The sequence below is a fragment of the Gordonia tangerina genome (assembly GCF_021556435.1).
GTDB classification, from domain to species: Bacteria; Actinomycetota; Actinomycetes; order Mycobacteriales; family Mycobacteriaceae; genus Gordonia; species Gordonia tangerina.
The window spans coordinates 551466-575987 of the sequence record NZ_JAKGCU010000001.1 but is presented as its reverse complement, the minus strand read 5'-3'; the positions used below and the strand labels follow the sequence as shown (position 1 = coordinate 575987).

The window sequence follows — 24522 nt, the reverse complement described above, 5'->3', positions numbered from 1 at the left end:
ACATCGCCGACGCGGCAACGCGAACATCGATACACCCGTCGACGGATCCCGTGCGCTCCGGCGACGCCGACGACCACGAAAACACCGCCTCCGCCAACGTGGGTTGTCCGAAATATGCTGCTTTGTCCCAATTTTCAGCTCCGATGTCGCCCAACTCACACCCATCCGAATCGACTGTGCCCACCAGATCCATTTAGGGTGGCTAAGTAATTAATTTAGTGTTACTAAGTTTTTTGGAGGGCAGGGATGAGTCACATCGTCGACGATCCCGCCGACACGATGGCGCTGCGCGGCGCCGCGGCCATCCACCGCGACCTGATCCGGATCGGGCGTGCCGTCCGGTCGACGACCGGAGACAACCTGTTGTCGCCGAGCCAGATGTCGGCGCTGTGGACGATTGCGCAGCATGCACCCATCCGGGCGACCGAACTCGCCGACCGCGAGCGAGTCGCGGCACCGACCATGTCGCGGGTGGCGGCCTCGCTCGAGCACCTCGGGATGGTGGTCCGCACCACCGACGCCCACGACGGCCGGGTGAGTCTGCTCGCGCTGAGCGACGCCGGCAGTGCGCATCTCGCTGGTGCCTCGTCACGGAACTCGGCGCTGTTCGAGTCCGCGCTCGATGCACTCACCGATCCGGATCGCCGGTGTGTCGAACGGTCGATGCGGCTGCTCGCCGACACCGTGTGCGCCCTGACCCCGACTCAGCAGAAGGGAACCTGATGCAGCCCGGCACCAACGGCCATCGTGAGGGCGATGGCACCTCCCGAGCATCCGGTGGCGTGATACGTGGCGAGATCCGTTCCGGGGGAGCGACCGTCGGCGACGCCACGATCACCGTCGTCGATCCGAGTGGGCGGCAGGCCGCGCGTTCGATGGCCCGCAGCGACGGGACCTTCGTCGTCGATGTGTCCGCCGGCGGCCACTACGTGGTCGTCGTCTCCGCGGCCGGCCATGAACCTGCCGCGGTGACCGTGACCGTGGGAGCCACGCCGATCGACATCGAGGTGGCGCTCGCCTCCATGGCCGCACTCGGCGGAACGGTCACGACGTCGGCGACCGGAGAGCCGGTGGCACACGCGACGGTAGCCGTGGCCGACCGGGCAGGTCACGTCACCACCACCGCGGTCACCGATGCCACCGGAGGGTGGGAAGTCTCCGGACTGCCGGTCGGCACGTACACCGTCATCGTGACCGCGGCCGGCTGCGACCCGGTCGCCGAGACGGTCACCGTCGGCGGAACCGGAGTCGCCGTGGCCGACATCGTGCTGCGGACCGCAGCGGAGCTGGCCGGGGTGATCACCGACGGAGACGGCGTGACCGAAGGACAACCGGTGCCGCACAGCCAGGTCGGTCTACTCGACAATGCCGGGCAGATGGCGGCGAGTATGTTGACCGACGCCGCCGGCCGCTATCTCTTCGCGAACCTCGCACCCGGCGACTACACCGTCATCGCCAACGGCTATGCGCCGGAGGCCATCACCATCGACATCGAGCCCGGGCGCGTGGTCACCCACGAATTCGTCCTGGGCGCACGGGGGCAGGCATGAGTGGCACCATCACCGCGCGCGTGGCGACGTCGAGCGGCCATCCGCTGCCGGCCGCGGTGATGACCGTCATGTCCGCCACCGGCGAGCAGCAGGCCGTCCTGCGCGGCGACGACGGCGGCGCCATCACCACCGACGCCCTCGACGCAGGCACCTACACGGTGGTCATCACCGCCGACGGCTTCGCGCCCACCGCCCGCACGGCGGTGGTCAACGGCGCTGGACAGGTGAGCCTCGGCACGATCGCGGTGACCCGCTCCGGCGGAGCGCCGGTGCCGGCGGCCGGATCATGGGAGATCGATCCCGGCCACTCCACCGTCGAGATCAGCGTCCGGCACTTCGGAATCGCCACCATCAAAGGCCGATTCACCGACTTCTCAGGCCGCATCGAGGTGCCCGAGGACGTCGAGGCGTCGTCGGTGAGCGCCCAGATCAGCACGGCCAGCATCGACACCGACAACCAGACCCGCGACGGACACCTGCGCTCCGCGGCGTTCTTCGATGTCGAGCAGTATCCGCTCGCCGAGTTCCGGGCGACGCGGGTGTGCCCGGGCAGCGACGACACCTGGCGCCTGGCCGGGCATCTGACCCTGCGCGGGACCTCGGTTCCGGTCGACCTCAACCTGTCCTACCTCGGCGAGGTCGACGACCCCTGGGGCGGTCGGCGGGCCGCATTCCGCGCGACGGGGACGTTGCAGCGCAACGATTTCGGCATCAGCTTCGACGACAAACTGATCAGTGGGGTGGCGCAGATCGGCGGCACCGCATCGGTCGATCTGGAGATCCAGGCCATCCGTACCCCCTGAGCAACCACATTGTTCCTGATTGATCTGAAAGGCATCATGTCCGACACCAGCACCGCCGTCGCCCCGGGCACCACCGCCCGCGGCTCCCGACAGCGCTCCCTTGCCGAACTCGGCCCCAACTACAAATGGATTGCCCTGTCCAACACCACGTTGGGGATGCTGATCGCGACCATCAACTCCTCCATCGTGCTGATCGCGCTACCCGACATCTTCAAGGGCATTCACCTCAATCCGTTGGAACCGCAGAACACCAGCTATCTGCTGTGGATGATGATGGGCTTCCTCGTGGTGACCGCTGTGCTGGTGGTCAGCTTCGGTCGTCTCGGCGACATGTTCGGTCGCGCCCGGATGTACAACATGGGGTTCGCGATCTTCACCGTCTCGTCGATCTTCTTGGCCATCACCTGGTTCGACGGTGGCGAAGCGGCCATCTGGCTGATCTTCTGGCGCATCATCCAAGGCGTCGGTGGCGCCTTCCTGATGGCGAACTCGTCGGCCATCCTCACCGACGCCTTCCCGGCCAATCAGCGCGGACTAGCCATGGGCATCAACGGCGTTGCCGCCATCGCCGGGTCGTTCCTCGGCTTGCTGATCGGCGGTGTGCTGGCACCGATCCAGTGGCACTACATCTTCCTGGTCTCGGTGCCGTTCGGCGTGGTCGGAACCATCTGGGCGTACCTGAAACTCCACGACACCGGCGAACGCCGCAAGGCCAAGATGGACTGGTGGGGCAACATCACCTTCGCCGTCGGGCTCATCGCCATCCTCATCGCGATCACCTACGGCATCCAGCCCTACGGCACCTCCAACATGGGCTGGGGCAACCCGTGGGTCCTGACCGGACTCATCGGTGGTGCCGTCGTGCTGGGCATCTTCGTCTTCATCGAGACCAAGGTCGCAAGCCCGCTGTTCGAACTATCCCTGTTCCGCAACCGTTCTTTCGCCTTCGGCAACATAGCGAATCTGATGGCCTCCATCGGACGCGGCGGTCTTCAGTTCATCCTCATCATCTGGCTGCAGGGCATCTGGCTGCCGCAGCACGGATACGACTACTCGCGCACGCCGCTGTGGGCAGGTATCTACATGGTGCCGATGACCATCGGCTTCCTGCTCAGCGCACCGGTATCGGGTGCACTGTCCGATCGGCTGGGTACCAAATGGTTCACCACCACCGGCATGGTCATCACCGCCGGTACCTTCGCCGCACTCATCGCGATGCCGGTCGACTTCCAGTACTGGGTCTTCGCTCTGGTGATGCTCATCAACGGAATCGGCATGGGGCTGTTCGCCTCCCCCAACCGTGCCGAGGTGATGAACAGCTTGCCCATCACCTCCCGCGGGTCGGGCGCCGGGATGATGACCACATTCCAGAACGCCGCGATGGTGCTGTCGATCGGGTTGTTCTTCTCGCTGATGATCGCCGGACTCAGCGCGCATCTGCCCGACGCGATGTTCAGCGGACTCACTGCCAACGGCATGCCCGACGCGCCCGCCGACGGGATTGCTCATCTGCCCACCGTGGGCATCCTTTTCGCGGCGTTCCTCGGCTACAACCCCATCCGTGAGGTCGGCGGTCAAGCGCTGCAGGGCCTGCCGCAGTCGGCGGTGGATCACCTGACCGGGTTGGACTTCTTCCCGCATCTGATCAGTGATCCGTTCTCCGATGGCCTCACCGCCGCGTTCACCTTCGCTCTCATCTGCTGTGTGATCGGTGCGATCGCCTCGCTGTTCACCGGATCGCCGAAGTCGGCGACACCGGAGATGGTGGGCGCCGAACTGGCTGCCGTCGCCGCCGATGCCGGCGTAGGCACACCCGCGGAGCTGATCGACGAAGCGCACATGACCGGGGCACGACACCGCAAGCCTGGCCCGTCGACGGCAGGTTCCGCGGCGAGCGGCGACCCCCGAATCACCGGACACATCAACGGGTCCGACGGCGTCGCGCCCGCCGAAGCCGCCGTGACGGTGACCGATGTCCGGGGCCACCAGGTCGGTACGGCCACGGTCGGGCCGGACGGGTCCTACGCGGTGGGTGATCTCGCCGACGGCACCTATACGGTCATCGCGACCGCACCGGGCCGGTCGCCGCGGGCGCTCACGGTGTCCGTCGTCGGTGAGCTGACCTTCCGTCGCGACTTCGTCCTCGCCGGGGGATCGACTCTGCGCGGCACGGTCCGCGACGGGGACCGTCCGCTACCGGCGGCCCTGGTGGTCACCGACCGGTCGGGCGCGGTGGTCACCCGGGCGCACGCCGGCTCCGACGGCGACTTCGTCATCGGCGGCCTGTCGAACGGGGACACTGTCGCCGTCACGGCCTCGGCGCCCGGCTACCAGCCGACAAGTCAACTCGTGACCGTCGACGCCTCGGCACCCGGCGTGGTCGACATCGTCCTGATCGCCACCGGTGGCGTGCAGGGTACGGTCCTCACCCCCGACGGCACACCGCTCGTCGGCGCCACGGTATCGGCAATCGGACCCGATCAGACGATCGTCGCGTCGGTGACCACCGACACCGACGGCCGCTACCGCATCGAGGGACTCACCGACTCGGCGTTCACGGTGGTTGCCAACATGTACGAGCCGACGGCCCTCGCGGTCAGTGTGTCCGCCGGACAACGCAACACCGCCGACATCGCGCTCGGCGCCGGACACAAGCCGGTCGTGTCGTAGCGATCGTCCGGCGCGCGTCGGCACCGGACCGGCCCGTCCGGGCCGCCCGTGCACGTCCCCGGAAAAGCGCCCCGACACAGCACCCTCCGTAGCGAACCCGTCAACAATGCGTCGGCTGCCCCGCTACGCAGGGCGCTTTTCTGGGGCGGTCTTCCGGCGCGGCGGATTCTTCGGCGGGCACATTCCGGAAAAGCGCGCCTCAGCGCAACGACCCCAGGTGATCCCGGACCAGCCGGCGTACCCGGGCGGGCGCGTCGTTGTGCCCCAACAGCAGATGCACCGCCAGCCCGTCGACAAGCGCGTGCAGTCTCATCGCCTCGGCCTCCAGATCGTGCCGCGCGTCGACGAGCCCGTGGTCGCCCAGATCGGTCAGCACCCGCCGAGACAGCGCCCGCAGGCCGTCGTGCGCCTCGAGTCCGGCCTCGGCCAGCCCCGGATGTGCGACCGCATCGGTGACCAGCGCCAGGTTCACGTGCATCTCGACCCGCCGGACGTCGTCGAACGGTAGAACCTCCGACAGCATCGCCTCCGCGCGCCGCAGCGGATCGCGGACAGACCCGTGCCCGACGACACGCTCCCCGACCCGCTGATAGATCAGCCGCATCGAGAACGCGAGCAACTCCTCCTTGTCGGCGAACACATGTCGCAACGACCCGGCGGAAATCCCCGCCTCGGCGGCGACGTCCCGGATCGACACCCCCGACACCCCTTCGCGGAGCACCACCCGCCAGAGCGCCTCCGCGATCTCAGTTCGTCGGGCGTCGTGGTCGATCAGCTTGGGCACTTCCGCATGGTAGCCCAACTGTGCTAGCTTAGGTCGCGTTGCCAACACAGTCGTGCCGCCACAATCGTCTGCGCCTTGCCCGGACGACTCCCGACGACGACGAAGGAACTGTGACGGACCTGCCCACCGCGCCCCGACGCTTCGCCGCCCTCGACGTCTTGCGTGGCGTCGCCATTCTCGGGACGCTGGCCACCAATATCTGGATCTTCACGAATGTCGACGGTCTGGTCGGCTATCTCAACGGCACCCACGAGGCGACCGGGGCATGGTCCGTGGTCCAGGACGTCCTGCAACAGCTCGCACAGGGCAAGTTCCTCGGCCTGCTCACGATCATGTTCGGCATCGGACTCGCCATCCAACAGCGTTCCGCGGAACGTCGTGGCGAATCATGGCCCGGTGGCTATCCGTGGCGCGCGGCACTGCTCTTCGTCGACGGCACGGTCAACTACTTCCTCTTCACCGAGTTCGACGTCCTGATGGGTTACGCGGTCACCGGCCTGATCGTGGCGTTCATCCTGTCGACGACCATCCGACGACAACACGTCGCGCTGATCACTGCCGCAGTCATCCATGTGCTGCTGCTGACGCTGATCGTCGCCGCGCTCGCGACCGCCCCACCGACCGACCGAGCACAACCGCTGTCACCCAATCCGTACGCCGACGGCTCGTTCCTCGATCTCGTCGTGTTCCGTGCCGCGCACATCGCGCTGTTCCGTGCCGAGGTCGTCCTGATCCTGCCGATGTCGGTGGCGCTGTTCCTCGTCGGCGCCGCCCTCCTGCGGGCAGGCGTCCTCGAGCCGACGACACGCGTACCGTCGGCCGGCCGGCTGCGGAGGCGGCTGATGATCGTCGGACTCGGCGTCGCGTTCCCGCTCGACCTCGTCGTCGGCATCACCGGCGGCGACGCCGGCCTGATCGTCGGCCGCTACCTGCTCGCGCCGATCGTCGCACTCGGGATCCTCGCGGCGATCGCGGCTTTCTACGCGGACGGCCGGACACCCGGGATCCTCGGCCGCGCCCTCTCGCCGATCGGCCGGACGGCGTTGAGCTGCTACGTCTTCCAGAACGCACTGGCCGGCGCCATCTGCTACGGGTGGGGACTCGGCCTGGCCGCACGCCTCGACCCGACCACGGTCGTGCCCGCGACGATCGGGCTGTTCCTCGGCATCACCGTAGTGCTGATGGTGCTCGCGCGGCTGTGGCTCCGGCGATTCGATCGCGGTCCCCTGGAACGGCTCTGGCACAGCAGCTATGCGCGACTACACCGGCCTGAGCGGATGCGGACCACCGAACCGGCGGACCACACCCCGACGAATGCCTCCTCGTGAGACCATGAGGTCGCAGTCGCCCAGACGATCTGCGGGGACGTCCCAGATCTCGGCAATGATCTGGTAGCACTCACCAAGATCACGGGTCTGCTCGGACACAAACCGGTCGGAGGGCGCTGCTACCCGCACACCACCGCGACACTCAGTGATCCACAACGGCCTTCAGGAATGACCGGGTCCGCTCCTCACGCGGGGCGGTGAAGATCTGTTTCGGATCGCCCTCCTCGACGATGCGCCCCTGGTCGAAGACGAGCACCCGGTCGGCGACGTCGCGTGCGAAGCCCATCTCATGGGTGACGATGAGCATGGTGATGTCGGTGGTCTCGGCGATGCGCCGCAGCACGCCGAGCACGTCGGCCACCAGTTCCGGGTCCAGCGCCGAGGTGACCTCGTCGAGAAGGAGGATGTCGGGGTCCATCGCCAACGCCCGGGCGATGGCCACGCGCTGCTGCTGGCCGCCGGACAGTTTGGTGGGGTGCGCGTCCTCTTTGTCCTGGAGGCCGACGGTGGCGAGCAGTTCCCGGGCACGTTCGGCCGCCTCGGCCTTGCTCTTGCCCAGCACGTGGATCGGCGCCTCGGTGATGTTCTCCAGCACGGTCATGTTGGGGAACAGATTGAACTGCTGGAACACCATGCCGATCTTGGAGCGGACAGCACGCAGGTGCTTTTGCGAGGGCTTCACCAACTTGTCGCCCTTGAACTGATGGGTCAGTGGATCACCCTCGACCCAGATCACTCCGCCGTTTGCGTCCTCGAGGGTCATCAGCAGGCGCAGGATCGTGGTCTTGCCGGAGCCACTGGGACCGATCAGGGCCACCCGTTCCCCGCGCTCGACCCGGAAGTCGAGGTGGTCGAGCACCACGTGATCGCCGAAACGTTTGACGACCTTGTCGAACACGATCATCGCATCCGACGACGGTTCGGTCGGTAGTAGCTCAGTAGGCAAGGGACTTCTCCAGCTTTCGGATCAGGATGGATGTGGGATAGCTGGCAATCAGGAAGATGACACCGGCGATCGTGATCGGTTCCAGGTACTGAAAGGTGCGGGCACCGTACTGTTGCGCCGCGGTGACCATCTCGACCACGGTGATCGCGAACAGGAACGGCGTGTCCTTGAACATGGAGATCGCGTAATTGCCCAGGGCGGGCGTCGTGTTGCGGATGGCCTGCGGCAACACGACCGCACGCCAGGTTCGCGCGGTGGGCAATGACAGCGCGTGTGCCGCCTCCCATTGCCCCTTGGGCACCGAGTCGATGCCGGCGCGATACACCTCGGCCATGTACGTCGAATAGTGGATGCCGAGCACCACGATGCCGATCTGCAGCGCACTGAACTGCGGCAGCAGATAGTAGGCGAACAGCAACTGCACCACCAGCGGGGTGAGCCTGATGAACTCGCAGACCGCCCGGATGGGGACGCTGATCACAGCGGGCCCGGTTCGACGGAGTACCGCGATAGCCAACCCCAGTACCGCCGCGATCACAAAGCCCAGCACCGTGGCGAGCAAGGTGATCTTGAAGCCCTCCAACAAGATCGGCAGGCAGTCCCAGGCGCGCTGCCAACTCCAGTCGACGTTCATCGGCCCACCCCCACGTTCTCGTCGACCCGCTCGGGTCGCAGGCTGAGCACCTCGCGCAGCGTCGGGCCCACGCCCAGGCGCGACTTGGCACGCATCTCGAGGAGATTCATGAACAGCGTCAGCACGTAGGCGATGCAGAAGTACAGGATCAGACCGATACCGAAGGAGAACAGCGTGTCACCGGTGCCGCGGCGCAGCTGTTCGATCTGATACGTCAGATCCTGCAGCAGAATGAAACTCGCGAGGGCACTGCCCTTGAGTAATTGGATCAGCAGGTTGTTCATCGGCGGGATCATCTGCACCCAGGCCTGCGGGAAGATGACCCGATGCAACCGCTGCCAGGCCGAGAAGTTCAGCGCCACAGCGGCTTCACGCTGCGGAGCGGGAATCGCGGCCAGCGACCCGCGCACCACTTCCGCGCCGTACGCGCCGTAGTTCAGACCGAGCGCGAGGATGCCACAGAACATCGGGTCGAGTTCGTAACCGAACAACGGCAGCACGTAGAACAGCCAAAACAGCTGCACCAAAAGCGATGTGCCGCGGAAGAACTCCACGATCACCCGAGCGGTCCCGCGGATCGCGATCTGACGCGCCCCCGCCGCCACCCCCAGAACGAGCGCCAGCACAAACGCCAGCGCAGCCCCACCGAGGGTCAGGTAGACAGTGGTGAGTATGCCTTCCCAGATGCGCGGCCACGCATCCAGGAAGGCGTCGAAGTTGTCACCCACGAGTCGTTACTCGTCGCCCCTCAGATGTTGCCGGCACACAGATCCTCGGTGGTCAGCTCTGGATCGGGCAGCTCCTCTTCGGTGAACCCGAACTCACCGACGATGGACAGGTACTTCTCCGGATCGGAGGTGATCTTCTCGAGTTCGGAGTTGTAGGCGTCGAGCAGGTCCTGATCATCGGTGCGGAAGACCGTGCCGCCCGCGCCGACCTGCGGGACTCCGTCGATGACGGCGACGAAGGACGGCGTCACATCGACCGGGGCGTCCGGGTTGTTATTCTTCATCCAGTTCAGCGAGATGCCGGTGAGTGCGAAGACGTCGGCGCGTCCCGAGGTGACCGCGTCCATCCCGTCCTGCGGGGTGGCCACCTGCATGCTGTCGATGCCGAGGCTCGACGCATAGTCGGACTCGATCGCGCCGGTCATGGTGGCCAGGCGGGCGCCGCTCTCGGCCACCGACTGCATGTCGGTGAGGTTCATCGGATTGCCGGTGGGCACCATCAGAGCGGTCGTGTAGTTGAATTCGGGATCGCTGAACGAGGCCTGCTCGCAACGCTCGGGCAGGATCGACATACCGGCGCTGACCACGTCGAACCGGTTGGCCTGTAGACCCGGGATGAGCGCACCGAAGTCGGCGTTGACGCCTTCGACGGTCTCGATGCCGAGGTTGCCGAAGATCTCGCGGTGCAGGGCGACGGTCGCGCCGGTCAGCTGCCCGTTCTCCTCGAACGAATACGGCGCCTCACCGGCGAAGCCGACCGTGACGACCCCTTCGTCCTGCAACTGTTCCAACAGGCTGGAATCGCCGCCGGAATCGGTCGATGAACACGCCGCGAGACTCGCGCCCACCAGGACTGCAGCCGCCATGGTCCGGACGGATCGACGATGCAGGGTCTTCTTCATTGCAGACAATGCCATGAACTCAGCCTTCCGGTAACAGCCGGGACGCACCCGCCGTACAGGCCAGAGCCCGCGCTCCGGTCACCGAACCGACGCCCAACTTCTCCGATTTGATCGCTTCGTACGCCTAGTGAACCTAACACGGATCTCAGGTGGCGCTCAGGCGGCCCTCATCCCGCCCATCCTGACGATGGCGCCAAAAGGGCTTCCCACCTCCGGGTTTCGCGAGCCCATCCCCGTCCGACCGTTTTCTTCTGACAGCACACACGGTATCGGGTTGTCATTGGGTGAAACCATTTGTGCAGAAAACGAATCCGGGTGGTATTCGTCGACACCATCCGATCCGACGCCGACGTCTCTCGCGTTGTGTTCGCGCACCTTCGACCTAGGCAGCACGAGCGCACCGAGGAGCTCACACGGTCGTCACGGCTGGTGCACGCAACGGGTTTGCGGCCGGAGCATCCTGGCTATGCTCGGGCGGGAGGTGTGCGAGCGGTGCGAATCCTGTGCGTTGCGGTTCTGGTCCTGGCGGCCATCGGGTGCGGCGCGGCGTCGGCGGTGTGGTGGGGCTGGCTCATTCCCACGGTGATTGTGGGGGCGCTCGCCGCGCTCGGCGTCTACGATCTGGTCCAGCGCCGCCACTCGGTGTTGCGCAACTACCCCGTCGTCGGCCATCTGCGATTCCTGCTCGAATCGGTGCGGCCCGAGTTGCAGCAGTACTTCATCGAGCGCAACGTCGATGGTCGGCCGTTCGATCGGGATGTCCGCTCGTTGATCTACGAGCGCGCCAAGGGCACCGCGGCTGAGCTGTCCTACGGCACCGAACGCGACATCGACAGGGCCGGTTACGAATACCTGGTGCATTCCACCGCGCCGGTCGAGCCGCCGCCCCATCCATTCCGGGTGTCGGTCGGCGGCCCGGACTGCGCCGCACCGTACGCCATGTCGCTGCTCAACATCTCGTCGATGAGCTTTGGCGCACTATCAGGTAACGCTTTGCGCGCCTTGAACAACGGCGCACGCAGAGGCGAGTTCGCCCATGACACCGGCGAGGGTGGCCTCACGCCGTATCACCTCGGTGGTGCCGACGTCATCTGGGAGATCGGCTCCGGCTACTTCGGCACCCGCACCGACGAGGGACACTTCGATCCCGACCAGTTCGCGGACAAGGCGGCCACCGAACAGATCAAAGCCATCTCGATCAAGCTCAGCCAAGGCGCCAAACCCGGCATCGGTGGCGTGCTGCCGGCGGCGAAGGTCAGCGCAGAGATCGCCCGCTACCGCGGCGTGCCCGAGGGACAGAAATGTGTCAGCCCGGCCGGTCACTCGGAGTTCTCCACGCCTCGTGAACTCGTCGGCTTCATCGCCCGCCTGCGCGAGCTCAGCGGCGGAAAGCCGATCGGCTTCAAGCTGTGCGTGGGATCGCGAGTCGACGTGCTGGCCATCTGCAAGGCGATGCGCGCGGAGTCGATCGCGCCGGATTTCATCGTGGTCGACGGCGCCGAAGGTGGTACCGCCGCGGCACCGCTGGAGTACGAGGACCACGTCGGGTTGCCGCTGACCGACGGACTGATGACGGTACACAATGCGCTGGTCGGGACCGGGCTGCGCGACATCATCCGGATCGGTGCCAGCGGCAAGGTCGCGACCGGCAACGACATCGTCAAAAGACTCATCCAGGGAGCCGACTACACCAATGCCGCACGACCGATGATGATGGCCGTGGGTTGCATCCAATCTCAGCGGTGCCACACCAACCACTGCCCGGTGGGCGTGGCCACCCAGGATCGGCGTCGCGCCCGCGCGCTCGACGTCGACGACAAGAGTGACCGCGCGTTTCGATATCACCAGGCGACCGTCGACGAAGCGATGCGGTTGATGGCTTCTCTCGGGGTGCGCGACCCCGCCGAGCTCGGCCCGCATCTGCTCCGCAAACGCGTCTCGGCCACCGAGCAACGTTCCTACGCCGAGATCTACGAGTGGTTGACACCCGGTCAGTTACTCGACGACCCACCCGAGTCGTGGATCGACGACTGGACGCGCGCCGATCCGGATTCGTTTGCCCCGAGCGCCGGCAACTGAGCCCGACGATTTGTCAGAATCGGTGTCGTGCAGATCGGAATGACCTTGCCGGTGATGGAACCGGGGCTCGACGCCGATGTCCTGCGGACGTGGGCGACCGAGATCGACCGAGGGTCCTTTTCATCGTTGTGCTTCGGAGAGCGCATCGCCTTCGACAACCCGGACACCCTGACCCTGCTCGGTGCGCTGGCCGCCTGGACCGAGCGCGTACGGCTCGTGACGACGGTGGTGGTGCCGCAGCTCCATGACCCGGTGATGTTGGCCAAGGCCTTGGCCACCGGCGACATGCTGTGCGGCGGACGGCTGACCGTCGGCCTCGGGATCGGCGGACGGCATGAGGATTATCACGCGGTCGGCGCCGACACCGGCACGCAGACGATCCGCGGATTGACCGACCGTGTGACCACGATGCGCCGGGTGTGGGCGGGCGAGAAGATCACCGACTCGATGCTCCCCGTCGGTCCCACGCCGCCGCAGTCCGGCGGACCCGAGCTGCACGTCGGCACCACCGGACCCAAGACCATTCGCAGCGCCGCCGGATGGGCCGATGGGGTGGCCGGGGTGACCCTGGATCTGAACCTGGATCGACAGGCCGAACTGTTCGACGTCGCGCGTCGCGCGTGGGCCGACGCCGGGCGGCGCCGTCCACATCTGGCGACCTCGTTCTGGTTCGCACTCGGCACCGGTGACGGTCCGCGAGAGCAGATCCACCGACACCTCCGCCACTACATGAACTGGATTCCGACCGAGTTCGTCGACGCCATGGCCCCCACCACGGGGTGGGCCGGCACTGAGGACGAGCTGGTCGAGACACTACGGAGGTTCGCTGCCATCGGCACCGACGAGGTCCAGCTGATCCCGACGAGTTCTGATCCGGATCAGCTCCGACGTGCCGCCGAGGTGGCCGCCGCGTTTGGCTGATCCGATCCGATCGGCCGCCGACACCCACATGGGGAGCTGACATCCACGTGAGTAGCAACCCCCGTGGTTGTCAGTTCTCTATGTGGATGCGCGACGACCCGGTCGCCGAGTCCGGGTCTACGACGCCTTCGGCAAGCGAGGCGTCCAACGCGAGCAGTTGCTCGGGTGAGACCGCGCGCAACACTCCGAGGGTGGCCGACACCGCGATCTCGCAGGCGACGTCGATGTCGGCGCGATCAACGATCAACGCACGATATGCGACATCGAGACTGATCCCGATCAGCAGCGACGCCAGGGTATCGGCGCTCGCCGCGATCTCGGCGCCGCGTTCGGCGTAGTTCTGACGCAAACGAGCGGCGACCCGCGGTTCGAGCGTCGTGTAGAGCCGACGGCCGGGATCCTCGGCCTCCTGCCGGTGCCCGAGGAGGAGCCGCAACCCCTCCGGATTGCTCCGCGCGAAGTCGAAGGTCGCCTCCACCGAGTGTCGCGCCCGGGCGCCGTACGACCAGTCTTCGCTTTCGTCGTAGGCAGCCGCCATCCAGTCGGTGAAGTTGCCCAACTCCCGTTCGATCAGCCGGTCGACCAGTGCATCACGCGACCCGAAGTGTGCGTACAACGTCACCCGGGTGGTGCCGCCGCGTTCGGCGATCATGTCCATCGTCGACCGTTCGACCCCGTGTTCGGAGATGACCGCCCGGGCGGCGTCCAACAGTTGGTCATCGGTGGGTCGATTGCGGGTGCTGCGCGGTCGCGAACGACGACGCGATGCGCCCGTCCGCCCGGGCTTGTTCACTGTGGGCTCCTGATATCACCTCGTGGTCCGGGTGGCCAGACCGATGTGGACTCCATTGCCCCCGACACCCTCAGCCGGGGGTGTCCGTGCCACCCAACCGACCGAAATAGGCGGCCTCGACCTTATCCCGACTGGCCCGCAGGTCATCGGCCGAGCCCCCCAACGCAACCCGCCCGTGGTGCATCACGATGGCCGAGTCGGCGATGCCCAGCGCCAGGTCGATGTGCTGTTCGACCAACACCACCGCCATGCTCTGCTCGTCGGCGATGCTGCGCAGCCGCGGCAACAGATCCTGGACGGCCACCGGCGACAGACCGAGGCTCAGCTCATCGATGAGCAACACGGACGGCCGCGTCAACAATGCCTTCGCCAGGGCCAGCATCTGCTGCTCACCGCCGGACAGGTTGCCGCACCGTCGGCCGCGCAACGTCTTCAGCTTGGGAAAGTACTCAAAGACCACATCCACCTGCGGCCCACCCTTGCGTCGCGCCAACCGCAGATTGTCGGTGACGGACAGACGGTGGAACAAGCCGCGGTTGTCGGGCACCAGCGTCACCCCGCGGCGCGCATTGCGCTCGACACGATGATCGATCGGTTCACCCAATGCGGTGATCTGACCCGACATCAGAGGGAGCGCGCCCACCGCTGACAGCAATGTCGTGGTCTTTCCCGCGCCGTTGGGCCCCAGCAACGCAAGGATCTCACCAGGCCGAACCTCGAAGGTCAGCTCACGCACCGCGGGTACGCCGTAGTGACCGACGGTGACTCGATCCAGGGACAGAACTGGAGCGGCTGCGGCGGAGTCCGTGACCGCGCCGTCGGCGACTGTCGGCGTTGTCATCGTGTCTCCTCCGTAGTGGTCGATTCTCTCGTGGTCTCGTCCGTAGTGGTCGATTCCACCGGGGTCATTACGGTGCCGGCCGATGTGTCGGGTGCCGGATCGTCGGCGCCCGAATCCGACTCGGCCTGTACCTCAGCACTACCGAGGTAGGCCGCAACCACGGCCGGGTCGTTCGTGATCTCCGCCGGCGGCCCGGCCGCTATCACGCGCCCGAAATCGAGGACGTACAGCCGGTCGCAGACATCGAGAACCAGCGACATGTCGTGGTCGATGAGCAGGATGCCCACACCCGTCGCGGCGATCCGGCGCAACTCGCCGCCGAACTCACGACTCTCGTGCGTGTCGAGTCCGGCGGCCGGCTCGTCGAGCAGGACCAACCCGGTATCGCCGACGAGCGCGCGGGCTACACCGACCAGCTTCTGCTGCCCCAGCGTCAGTTCGTCCGGTCGGCGATCGGCGACGTCGGTCAGGCCGACGACGTCGAGCGCCTTCTCCACGACACCGGCCGGCGGTCGGGAACCGTTCACCACGTCGAGGACCATGGCGCGTAGTCCAACCCGCTGCACCGCGACAGCCAGATTCTGGGCGACGGTCAAGTCGGCGAACAGCTCTCCGGCTTGCCAGGTACGCGCCATACCCGCGCGGCGCCGACGGTGCGGCCCGGCACGGTCGATGCGCCGCCCGGACAGGGTCACCTCACCGCTGGAGCGCGCGAAGCCGGTGACCGCATCGACGAAGGTCGTCTTGCCGGCACCGTTGGGGCCGATCAGTCCGACGATCTCCCCCGCTCCGACGGTGAGGTCGATGTCGGCATTGGCGGTGACACCGCCGTAGTGCACCGAGAGCCCGCGGGTGCGCAGCAACGGCTCGGCGTCGGGGGCGGCTACGGTTGTCGCGCTGTCAGGCATGAAGGCCCGCCTTTGAGGTCGTAGGGGTGACGAGCGGTGCGGCCGCACCATCGCCGCTGTCGTCGGCCGGGGTGTCCGCGTGCGTATGTCGCCGGCGCAACTTGTCGCCGAGCTCGGTGAACGCGCCGGCCATGCCGACCGGATTGAGGATCGCCGCCAGCAACAGGCCTGCCGCAGCGATGATCTCGTAGTACTCACCGAGGGCCAACGTCTGGTTGAGGAAGACGTAGCCCACACCAAGCGGTCCGACGATGCCGGCGATGAATGCACCGGACACCGACGTGATGCCGCCGACATAGGTCATGGCGAGCAGGATCAGACCGACCATCACGGTGAACGATCCCGCCGACAGCTGGCCTCGGCTGTAGCCAATCAGGCAGCCGCCGACGCCGGCGAGGAAGGCCGAGAGCGCGAAGCCGAGCAACTTGGTCGATGCCACGTTGATCCCGACCGCGGCCGCGGCTCGCTCGTTGGATCGCACCGCCAGGAAGGCACGCCCGGTGGACCCGGCCATCAGACGCATCACCGCCAGCGTGGCGATGGTGACCACCACGAGAACCATCAGCGAGAACCGCAGGGTCACCAGGTTTGTGCCGTCACGCACACCGAGATCGATGCCGAACAGCGTCGGATCCGTGATCAGATTGCCCTCGTAGGCGGTGATTCCCGGATTGTTGAACACGAAACCCTGGATCGCGATCGCCGCGGCCAGGGTGACCACGGCGAGTTGGGCGCCACGGATACGCAATGCGGGTACGCCGACCAGGATGCCCAAGCCGGTGGCGATCAGCGCGGCGAACAGGATGCTGAACGGGAAGGGCACATTCCAGTTCACCGTCAGCTTCGACAACGCGAACCCGGCGGCGCCGGCAAAAGCCATGGACGCCAGCGAGATCTGACCCAGATAGCCGGTGAGCAACACCAGCGACAACGCGATCAGCGACAAGATCACCGAGGTGACGACACCGAAGCGCCACGTCCCCTCCGTGAAGAAGATGGCGGCCGTCACCGCGGCCAGCACGGTGATCGTCGGAATGGGACGGATGTGTGGGATGCGGACCGCAGGCATCTTCACCTCGCCCAGTGAACCGCGGGAGGGAATCCGTCCACCCATCAGGAACAGCGCGATGACGATGAGGACGAACGGTACGGCATCACCCAAGCCCGCCTGCGCCCATTCGGGCCACCAGTCCTTGGTGGTCAACCACGTGATGACCGCCTGGAAAGCTCCGAGGAAAAGTCCACCTGCGCAGGCGATTCCGAAGGATGTGAGTCGACCGAGTAGTGCGACGGCGAGAGCCGGGATCACGTAGAAGGTGTAGCTGGTGACGCTGAGTCCGATCGTGAAGGCAGCCAGGACCGCGATCAGACCCGTTGCGGCGCCGGTGATCACCCAGACGACAGCGGCGAGACGATCAGGTGAGTATCCGACGAGCCGCGCGGCGAGTTCGTCCTCGGCGCCGGCGCGGGTCGCCACACCGAGCCGGGTGAGCTTGAAGTATGCCCAGAACAGTGCGGCGATCACGATCGCGATGCCGGCCAGGATCAGGTCGGAGACGTTGACGACTGCGCCGGCGAACTCGATCGTGTCGTCGGGCAGAATCCGCAGGGCCAGCAGACCTTCGGTGTCGAAGCGGAGATGTACGAGCGCCTGGATGAAGAGCATCAGACCGACCGACGCCACCACCTGCGCCAGCACCGGCGCATGCCGCAGCGGCCGAAAGACGAGATAGTGCGCGACGATGGCCCAGAGAACGGCCGAGAGCACGCCGATGATGATCGCCGGGCCCATCGAGACCGGGTCGTCGGCGCTACCGATCGGGATGTGACCGATGGGGAGAACCAGCTCTCCGTCGCTACGCAGTGCGGCGACCGTGTAGACCGCCCACAGCCCGAGCGTGCCCTGCGCGAAGTTGATGACACCGGTCGCGGCGTACACGCCGACCAGCGACGATGCGAGAACGGCGTACACCGCACCGGTCGAGAGACCGAGAAAGACGAACTGCAGGAATTGCCCCATTACCGAACCAATCGATCGGTGCGCCGGCGAAGCGCGCGAACACGGAAAGAGACGGGGGGGGGGGGGGGGGGGCCGCCGGCCCCCCCCCCCCGACCCGGTGTGAGAGGACTCAGATGGCGCCCGGGATCATCTTGAGGACCTCCGGGTTCGGCGTGATGTAGCCACCGCCGACCGGTTCGGTCTTGTTGTCACCGGTGACCTCGAACAGCAGCATCTCGGTGGTGCAGTTCGGGGTCGTCTCCTTGCCGCAGGTGAGGGTCGGACCGGCGAAGCTCTGGAAGTCGGTGAGCCCCTTCAGCCCGGCCAGCACGCCCGGCCCGGTGAAGTCGGTGACGCCGGCCGTGTTCAGTCCGTTCACGAAGTCAACGAGCGTTGCGAACATCCCGTAGGCGTAGAAGCCGCCGCTGCCTCCGGCCTCGTCGACGTACTGCTCAGAGATCTGCACGTTCTCCTTGACCTCTTCAGGCGCCGACTCGAGCGCCGGCGGCTGCCAGATCGGCGAGTACGTTTGCGCGCCCACGGCCTGGGCACCCATGGTGTCGATGAACTCGGTGCACGCAGCCATGAACATAGTGCCCTGGTAGCCGACCGACCGCAGCGACTGCGACAGCTTGGTGCAGTTGTTCTCGTTCGCCGACGTCATCAGGCCGGCAGCCGCGGGGTCACCGTCGGCGAGAGTGGTGGCCAGCGCGGTGTAGTTGGGTCCGGCCGGCGGGTAGTACACCCCCTTGACGTCGATCTGGAGTTGCTGGCCCAGCGGCACCATGAGGGTGTCGAACACCTGATGCGCCTGCGGCAGATCGGCATTCGCGAGGGTCAGGGACTCCTTCTCGGCCGCCTTCAGGGACTGCATGAATCCGACGAGGAACGCGGCCGCGGGCGGGCCGAAGTACACCCGGTTGGCCGCCTCGGCGCCGGTCGCCGTGTTGAACGGGATCTGGCCGACCATCGGGATGCCGGCCGAGGTGAGAATCGGCATCGCTGCCTGGGATTCGGAGTTGTATCCGTCGATCGCGGCGACGACACCTGCTTGGACGAACTGGTTCGCGCACGAGATCGTGGACTCCGGCGCGGTCTGGTCGATCCCGCAGTCGATGACCTCGATGGGCCGACCGTTGATCCCACCGATCTGGTTGTTGATGTACTCGACGGCGGCGTCCTTGCCGGTGGTCACACCCGGTTGGGTGCCGGGCCCCTGCGAGGGATTGAACAGGCCGACCCGGATCGGGTCACCGGCGGCCGCGGTTCCGCTCCCCTCGGCCACCCCGGTGCTGCCGGAACCGCTGTCATCGTCGCTGCTGCACGAGACAACGGAGAATACACACGCCGCTGCCACGGCGGCCGCGAAGACGCGGCCAGTTCTCCTACGCATACTCACATGCCTTTCCCGCCGGTTCCGGGCACGACTGTTCGACCCGGTAGGGCTTCGAGTTCCAGATTTGAGCACCGGACCACCGGCGGCGGTTCGGTGGCCCGATCCGCCTGATGTGATCTGGGCCACTCGGAAAGTAGCGTCTGCCTTACACCGGTGTCAAGCTGTTTCACGAAGTGAAATTCACTGTGCGCGAGTGTGACCCCGCAGGTAGTGATGGGACAAGTGACCCAGAAAGTGCGGATCTGTGCGATCGCGACAATGCTTATCGTCACATTTCGGACACTGCCCAGAGGAGGTCCCGAAGCGGTGCGGCCGGTCAGTCCGTCAGGCGCTGCTGTGCGGCGTAGCGCGCCATCGCCTCGCGCTCGCGGGCGTGCCCGGGGTAGCCGAACAGAACGATCAGGGCACCGAGCACCACCACCGCAATCGCCGCCCCGTAGGCACGAGTATCGCCGTCCACGAAGGCATTTCGCGCAGCGGCGATGATCTGGTCGGCATATTGCGGGTAGCGTGACGCCAATACCTCGGCGCTGGAGAAGGATTTGGTGAGCGCGGCCTCGCTCTGCGCGGTGATCTCGTCGGCTTGCGGCGACGCGGCAATCGAGGCCGACAGCGACTTCGCGTAGCCCGCGGTGAGGATGGCCCCGAGCAGCGACTGCATGATGGCGCCACCGAGGTCACGCTGGAGGTCGGACATACTCGATGCCATGCCGGCGCGCTGCACGGGCACCGACCCGGTCAACGAGTGCGATGCGGGCGTGCCGGCGAAGCCCACACCGACACCGATCAAGAAGTAGGCGGCAATGACGACCCACACCGACGCACCCTCGTCCCAGGTGAGGTAGGCGACCACCAACCCGGCGACGATGAACGCGTAGCCGAGCAGGAGGGTGAACCGGGAGCCCAGGGCCTCGACGAGCTTGGCCGACTGTGGGGCCACCACCACCATCGCCAGAGCCGCGGGCAGGATCATCGCGCCCGCCTCCAGCGTGGAGTAGCCCAACACGTTCTGCAGGAACTGCTGCCCGATGAACATCGCACCCATCAAGGTGCCGAAAATGATGATGCCGCCGACGGCCGCCACCCAGAAGGTTCGGCGACGCGCGATCCGCAGGTCGAACAGCGGTACCCGGACTCGGAGTTGGCGCACCACGAAGCCCAGCGCAGCGACGAGTGCGATGGCGGTGAGGATCACTACCGCGGTGCCCTTGTCACCCAACGGGGCGAAGTTGAGCGCGAGCACCGTCGCGCCCACGAGCACGATCGACAGGACACCGCCGAGGTTGTCGACGGTGGCGGCGGTGTCTCCGCTGTCGGAGGGAACGAGGAACCAGGCGCCGATCAGGGCGATCACGGCCAACGGAAGGGTGACGAGGAATACCGCGTTCCACTTGAACACTTCGAGCAGTCCCCCCGACAGCACCGGGCCGGACGCCGAGATGGCCGCGCCCAGAGCCGACCAGGCCGCGATCGCCTTGGTGCGCCGAGCGCCCGACCACAGGGCGGTGATCACCGCCAGAGTGGTGGGAAACGCCAGGCCCGCTGAGATACCGCCCACCACCCGGGCCCCGAACAACACCTCGAACGACGGCGCGAATCCGGCCACCAGCGAGGCCGGGATCGACAGCGACATACCGAACACGAGCATGCGTTTGCGGCCGTACCTGTCGCCGAGGGCACCGAAGTAGAGCACCGAGGCGGCCAGCCCGAGTGAATAGCCGACCGCGATGAGGTTCAGTTGCGTGGAGCTGGCGTCGAGTGCCTCGCCGATGTCGGGCAAAGCGACGTTGGCGACCGCGAGATTGATGTTGGCGACCCCCGCCACGAGGATCAGCGCGGTCAGGACTCGGCCCGCGCGCGCGGGCGCGACACCGTCGTCGTCGGGCTTCGATACGGGCGCCGTCACGCGTCAAGAGTACGACGATCCGAGCGCCGAGGATGCGCACGCCAGGGAATTCGAACTGCCGGAGTCACGTTCGGGCGACATTCCGCCGCCTGATGGGGCCTGTCGGCGATTGCGGCCTAAGATCACCGACGAAAGACACACCAGGCCCGGTGGTGTCGTCGAGAAGAAAGGCGCCACAACGGTGCTCACACTCATCCCCGACTCCCAACGCCGCACCCTCGATGAGCTGGCCGAACGGCTCGATTTTTCGGTCGGCGAACGACTCTCGAAGCAGTCCGCATTCTGGATCATGCTCACGCTCTCGGGGATCATCGCGGTTGCCGGCGTGGTCGCCGACAGCACCGCCACCGTCATCGGCGCGATGATCGTCGCACCGCTGTCCACCCCGATCCTGGGCGTCGGGCTCGGGATCGTGACCGCGCGTGGACGACTGATCTTGTCGAGTGTCGGCTACATCGTCATCGGGGTGGTGCTGGTGACCGCATTGGGCGCGGTCATGGCGCAGCTGTTGCCCAACCCGACCAACGTGCTGGCCAATTCGCAGGTCCTCGGGCGCACCTCCCCCACCCTGGTGGACCTCTTGGCGGCCATCGCGACCGGCCTGGTCGGCGCCATCGCAATCACCCGGCGCGACGTCGGCGACGTCCTGCCCGGCGTCGCCATCGCCATCTCGTTGGTGCCGCCGCTCGGGGTGGTCGGGGTCTGTCTCGGTTCGGGAGCGCCGTCGTTGGCGCTGGGCGCGTTCGTGCTGTTCGCGTCGAATGTGATCGCCATGATCATCACTGCCACGATCATCCTGACCATCGGACGATACGGTCGCGAGGCCGCCGAACTCGCCGTGCAGGCCGGCGCGGGTCCGCAGCGGCCGCGTGTACGCGCGTATGTGGTGCTGACCGTCGCGCTCGTCGTGGTGGCGATCCCGATGGTCGCCAACTCCTTGTCGTCGCTCTGGTCCCGCCAGATTGCCACTGCGACCGACCAGTGGCTGTCTGACGCCGGATACGACACCGCGGAAGTGACCGATGTGTCGTGGAGCGGAAATGCGGTGACGATCAGCGTGCTGGCGCCACAGCAACTGCCACCGGTGGACGACCTCCAGCACACCGTCGACGACCTGGTGCCGTGGGACCCGCAGGTCGTCGTGGTGCACACCGTCGGGGGACGGACGCAGGCCGACTGATCTTCACCTGTCGGCCACTTTGCCGACGACGTGGCGTCTGCTCTGCGATGGTAGAGATGCGAGCTACACCAGGCGCGGTGTGAACCCGTATGTCGATGACAACACAGAAGAGGTGATCTCCGTGGGGAGTCCCCGTGAAGCCAGTCAAGCAGTGGCGGCAGCGAACTCGGACGCGCACGCGACGTTGCCCTTCGACGACACGCATGATGTCGACGATGCGGCCCGCGGCCTCATCGCGAAGCTCGACCCTGCCGTGATCTCGCGGGCCGACGGTGCAACGGCCTGGGATTGCGACGAATTCGGCTTCCTTGCCGAGGACTGCCCGCCCACGGCCAATCCCAGTCTGTGGCGTCAGTCGGGTCTGGTGGCACAACAAGGACTCTTCGAGGTCGCCGATCGAATCTATCAGCTGCGTGGTCTCGACCTGTCGAATATGACGGTGATCGAGGGCGACGAGGGCGTGATCATCATCGATCCGTTGATCTCGGCCGAGACCGCCGCAGCGGGATTGCGACTGTACCGGGAGCATCGGGGCGCACGTCCGGTGAAGGCGGTCATCTACACCCATTCGCACATCGACCATTTCGGCGGCGTGAAGGGTGTGATCAGCCAGGAGGCCGTCGATGCCGGGGAGTGCGCGATCATCGCGCCGGTCGGCATGGTCGAGCACGCGGTCGCAGAAAACGTCTATGCCGGAACGGCAATGGGACGCCGCGCCGCGTACATGTACGGAGCCGCATTGCCGCGTGGGCCGCAGGGCGCCGTGGGTGCCGGCCTCGGGCAATCGACGTCCACCGGAACGGCAACCCTGATCCTGCCGACGCTCAACATCACCACCACCGGGCAGACCGAGACCGTCGACGGTGTGACCATCGAGTTCCAGATGACACCGGGCACCGAGGCGCCCGCGGAGATGAATTTCCACTTCCCGCAGATGCGGGCACTGTGCATGGCGGAGAACGCCACCCACACCCTGCACAACCTCCTGACGCTGCGCGGCGCCCTCGTGCGCGATCCGCACGTCTGGTCGAAGTACCTGACCGAGGCCATCACCATGTTCGCCGCCCGATCCGATGTGCTGTTCGCCTCCCATCATTGGCCGACCTGGGGCACCGAGCAACTCACCGAATTCCTGTCGCTGCAACGAGACCTGTACGGCTATCTGCACGATCAGACACTGCGGCAGTTGAACCAGGGCAGAACCGGGTTGGAGATCGCCGAGGACATCGTGCTACCGCCCGCACTCGAGAACGCCTGGCACACCCACGGGTATTACGGTTCGGTGAGTCACAACGTGAAGGCCATCTATCAGCGCTACATGGGCTGGTTCGACGGCAACCCAGCGCACCTCTGGGAGCATCCGCCCGAGGAGTCGGCTCGCCGTCATGTGGAGTTCATGGGCGGAGCGGACGAGGTCATCACCAAGGCGCGCGCTACGTTCGACGACGGCGACTTCCGTTGGACGGCAACCGTGTTGAATTATGTCATCTTCGCTGACCCGACCAACGACGAAGCGAAACAGTTGCAGGCCGACACCTTCGAGCAGCTCGGCTACGGCGCGGAGAACGGCACCTGGCGCAATTTCTATCTCATGGGTGCCCACGAATTGCGCAACGGCCCCGTCGGCACGCCCACCACCACCGCGTCGGCGGACATCGCGGGCGCGATGTCGGTGGACCAGTTGTTCGATGCGGTGAGTCTCCGCGTTGACGGCCCGGCGTGTTGGGACGCCCACATCGTCGTCGACTGGGTGCTGACGGGCCTCGATCGTCGCCATCGCACCGAACTGCGCAACGGTCTGCTCGTGCACTTCGACGTCCCCCTCGATTCCGCCGACGCCACTGATGTGACATTCACGCTGAGCAAGTCGACGCTGATGGGGATACTGCTCGGTGGAGTCGACCTCGACGACGCGGTCAAGGTCCGGTCGGCCACCGTGGAGGGTGACATCGACAGGTTCCGCGAACTGGTCGGCTACCTCGACGCGCCGGACCCGGATTTCACCATCGTCACCCCGTGATCGAGATTCGAGATTGATCGTGTTCACCTGATTCCTGCCGCCGAGGAGTGCCCGAGGAACGGGCGCTGCTCCTGCCCCCTGGGGAGCGACCGAGCTTGCGAGGCCGTGTCACGAAGAGCCCACCACCGCAACCA

The 24522-nt window shown here is 66.3% G+C and carries 20 protein-coding genes; 9 read left to right on the top strand and 11 right to left on the bottom strand.

Annotated elements, in window-relative coordinates; translation table 11 throughout:
- The first annotated feature begins 246 nt into the window (after positions 1-246).
- The 4 genes from L1892_RS02675 to L1892_RS02660 are packed head-to-tail and all read left to right on the top strand — an operon-like array spanning position 247 to position 5023.
- Positions 247-723, top strand: a complete 477-nt coding sequence (locus L1892_RS02675) for a MarR family winged helix-turn-helix transcriptional regulator (protein ID WP_235721877.1) — start codon at positions 247-249, stop codon at positions 721-723.
- Positions 723-1550, top strand: coding sequence for an MSCRAMM family protein (locus L1892_RS02670; protein ID WP_235721876.1), 828 nt, complete (start codon positions 723-725; stop codon positions 1548-1550). The genes L1892_RS02675 and L1892_RS02670 overlap by 1 nt, the downstream gene beginning before the upstream one ends.
- Positions 1547-2353, top strand: a complete 807-nt coding sequence (locus L1892_RS02665) for a YceI family protein (RefSeq protein WP_235721875.1) — start codon at positions 1547-1549, stop codon at positions 2351-2353. The genes L1892_RS02670 and L1892_RS02665 overlap by 4 nt, the downstream gene beginning before the upstream one ends.
- A gap of 36 nt (positions 2354-2389) precedes the next feature.
- On the top strand, positions 2390-5023 hold the full coding sequence (locus L1892_RS02660) for an MFS transporter (RefSeq protein ID WP_235721874.1): 2634 nt from the start codon (positions 2390-2392) through the stop codon (positions 5021-5023).
- Positions 5024-5222: 199 nt separating this feature from the next.
- Here L1892_RS02660 and L1892_RS02655 read toward each other — a convergent pair whose 3' ends face one another.
- On the bottom strand, positions 5223-5807 hold the full coding sequence (locus L1892_RS02655; RefSeq protein WP_235721873.1) for a TetR/AcrR family transcriptional regulator: 585 nt from the start codon (positions 5805-5807) through the stop codon (positions 5223-5225).
- Between the two features lie 110 nt (positions 5808-5917).
- On the opposite strand from L1892_RS02655, the gene L1892_RS02650 reads away from it, so the two are divergent.
- Positions 5918-7135 carry a DUF418 domain-containing protein gene (locus L1892_RS02650; RefSeq protein ID WP_235721872.1) on the top strand — a complete coding sequence of 406 codons (1218 nt, stop codon included), beginning with the start codon at positions 5918-5920 and terminating at the stop codon, positions 7133-7135.
- A 142-nt stretch (positions 7136-7277) separates the two neighbouring features.
- Here L1892_RS02650 and ehuA read toward each other — a convergent pair whose 3' ends face one another.
- Genes ehuA through L1892_RS02630 form a run of 4 tightly spaced genes read right to left on the bottom strand, consistent with a single transcriptional unit; the run spans position 7278 to position 10309 of the window.
- Positions 7278-8039 carry an ectoine/hydroxyectoine ABC transporter ATP-binding protein EhuA gene (gene ehuA, locus L1892_RS02645; protein WP_235722015.1) on the bottom strand — a complete coding sequence of 254 codons (762 nt, stop codon included), beginning with the start codon at positions 8037-8039 and terminating at the stop codon, positions 7278-7280.
- 31 nt (positions 8040-8070) lie between these two features.
- Positions 8071-8715, bottom strand: coding sequence for an ectoine/hydroxyectoine ABC transporter permease subunit EhuD (ehuD, locus tag L1892_RS02640; RefSeq protein ID WP_235721871.1), 645 nt, complete (start codon positions 8713-8715; stop codon positions 8071-8073).
- Complete coding sequence (gene ehuC / locus L1892_RS02635) at positions 8712-9443, bottom strand: ectoine/hydroxyectoine ABC transporter permease subunit EhuC (RefSeq protein ID WP_235721870.1); 732 nt, start codon at positions 9441-9443, stop codon at positions 8712-8714. The genes ehuD and ehuC overlap by 4 nt, the downstream gene beginning before the upstream one ends.
- A 20-nt stretch (positions 9444-9463) precedes the next feature.
- Complete coding sequence (locus tag L1892_RS02630) at positions 9464-10309, bottom strand: ectoine/hydroxyectoine ABC transporter substrate-binding protein EhuB (RefSeq protein WP_235722014.1); 846 nt, start codon at positions 10307-10309, stop codon at positions 9464-9466.
- A gap of 591 nt (positions 10310-10900) precedes the next feature.
- On the opposite strand from L1892_RS02630, the gene L1892_RS02625 reads away from it, so the two are divergent.
- The gene (locus tag L1892_RS02625; RefSeq protein WP_235722013.1) at positions 10901-12424 is read left to right on the top strand and encodes an FMN-binding glutamate synthase family protein; all 1524 of its coding nucleotides are present in this window, start codon (positions 10901-10903) and stop codon (positions 12422-12424) included.
- A gap of 39 nt (positions 12425-12463) precedes the next feature.
- The gene (locus tag L1892_RS02620; protein ID WP_235722012.1) at positions 12464-13345 is read left to right on the top strand and encodes an LLM class flavin-dependent oxidoreductase; all 882 of its coding nucleotides are present in this window, start codon (positions 12464-12466) and stop codon (positions 13343-13345) included.
- A 70-nt stretch (positions 13346-13415) separates the two neighbouring features.
- Here L1892_RS02620 and L1892_RS02615 read toward each other — a convergent pair whose 3' ends face one another.
- From L1892_RS02615 to L1892_RS02590, 6 genes are all read right to left on the bottom strand, one after another.
- Positions 13416-14138, bottom strand: coding sequence for a TetR/AcrR family transcriptional regulator (locus tag L1892_RS02615; protein WP_235721869.1), 723 nt, complete (start codon positions 14136-14138; stop codon positions 13416-13418).
- Positions 14139-14208: 70 nt separating this feature from the next.
- Positions 14209-14979, bottom strand: a complete 771-nt coding sequence (locus L1892_RS02610; RefSeq protein ID WP_235721868.1) for an ABC transporter ATP-binding protein — start codon at positions 14977-14979, stop codon at positions 14209-14211.
- On the bottom strand, positions 14976-15887 hold the full coding sequence (locus L1892_RS02605) for an ABC transporter ATP-binding protein (RefSeq protein WP_235721867.1): 912 nt from the start codon (positions 15885-15887) through the stop codon (positions 14976-14978). The genes L1892_RS02610 and L1892_RS02605 overlap by 4 nt, the downstream gene beginning before the upstream one ends.
- Positions 15880-17907 carry an ABC transporter permease gene (locus L1892_RS02600; protein ID WP_235721866.1) on the bottom strand — a complete coding sequence of 676 codons (2028 nt, stop codon included), beginning with the start codon at positions 17905-17907 and terminating at the stop codon, positions 15880-15882. The genes L1892_RS02605 and L1892_RS02600 overlap by 8 nt, the downstream gene beginning before the upstream one ends.
- Before the next feature lie 109 nt (positions 17908-18016).
- Complete coding sequence (locus L1892_RS02595) at positions 18017-19279, bottom strand: ABC transporter substrate-binding protein (RefSeq protein WP_235721865.1); 1263 nt, start codon at positions 19277-19279, stop codon at positions 18017-18019.
- A gap of 319 nt (positions 19280-19598) precedes the next feature.
- Positions 19599-21188 carry an MFS transporter gene (locus L1892_RS02590; RefSeq protein WP_235721864.1) on the bottom strand — a complete coding sequence of 530 codons (1590 nt, stop codon included), beginning with the start codon at positions 21186-21188 and terminating at the stop codon, positions 19599-19601.
- 181 nt (positions 21189-21369) lie between these two features.
- On the opposite strand from L1892_RS02590, the gene L1892_RS02585 reads away from it, so the two are divergent.
- The gene (locus L1892_RS02585) at positions 21370-22368 is read left to right on the top strand and encodes a DUF389 domain-containing protein (RefSeq protein ID WP_235721863.1); all 999 of its coding nucleotides are present in this window, start codon (positions 21370-21372) and stop codon (positions 22366-22368) included.
- 121 nt (positions 22369-22489) lie between these two features.
- A complete protein-coding gene (locus L1892_RS02580; protein WP_235721862.1) occupies positions 22490-24388 on the top strand; it encodes an alkyl/aryl-sulfatase in 1899 nt (632 codons plus the stop codon).
- The last annotated feature ends 134 nt before the right edge of the window (positions 24389-24522 follow it).

Bases quoted from the DNA above. Each gene is read 5' to 3' on its own strand.
- L1892_RS02675 (WP_235721877.1), top strand. From the start codon at position 247: ATGAGTCACATCGTCGACGATCCCGCCGACACGATGGCGCTGCGCGGC.
- L1892_RS02670 (WP_235721876.1), top strand. From the start codon at position 723: ATGCAGCCCGGCACCAACGGCCATCGTGAGGGCGATGGCACCTCCCGA.
- L1892_RS02665 (WP_235721875.1), top strand. From the start codon at position 1,547: ATGAGTGGCACCATCACCGCGCGCGTGGCGACGTCGAGCGGCCATCCG.
- L1892_RS02660 (WP_235721874.1), top strand. From the start codon at position 2,390: ATGTCCGACACCAGCACCGCCGTCGCCCCGGGCACCACCGCCCGCGGC.
- ehuA (WP_235722015.1), bottom strand. From the start codon at position 8,039: ATGATCGTGTTCGACAAGGTCGTCAAACGTTTCGGCGATCACGTGGTG.
- ehuD (WP_235721871.1), bottom strand. From the start codon at position 8,715: ATGAACGTCGACTGGAGTTGGCAGCGCGCCTGGGACTGCCTGCCGATC.
- L1892_RS02630 (WP_235722014.1), bottom strand. From the start codon at position 10,309: ATGGCGGCTGCAGTCCTGGTGGGCGCGAGTCTCGCGGCGTGTTCATCG.
- L1892_RS02620 (WP_235722012.1), top strand. From the start codon at position 12,464: ATGACCTTGCCGGTGATGGAACCGGGGCTCGACGCCGATGTCCTGCGG.
- L1892_RS02610 (WP_235721868.1), bottom strand. From the start codon at position 14,979: ATGACAACGCCGACAGTCGCCGACGGCGCGGTCACGGACTCCGCCGCA.
- L1892_RS02605 (WP_235721867.1), bottom strand. From the start codon at position 15,887: ATGCCTGACAGCGCGACAACCGTAGCCGCCCCCGACGCCGAGCCGTTG.
- L1892_RS02600 (WP_235721866.1), bottom strand. From the start codon at position 17,907: ATGGGGCAATTCCTGCAGTTCGTCTTTCTCGGTCTCTCGACCGGTGCG.
- L1892_RS02595 (WP_235721865.1), bottom strand. From the start codon at position 19,279: ATGCGTAGGAGAACTGGCCGCGTCTTCGCGGCCGCCGTGGCAGCGGCG.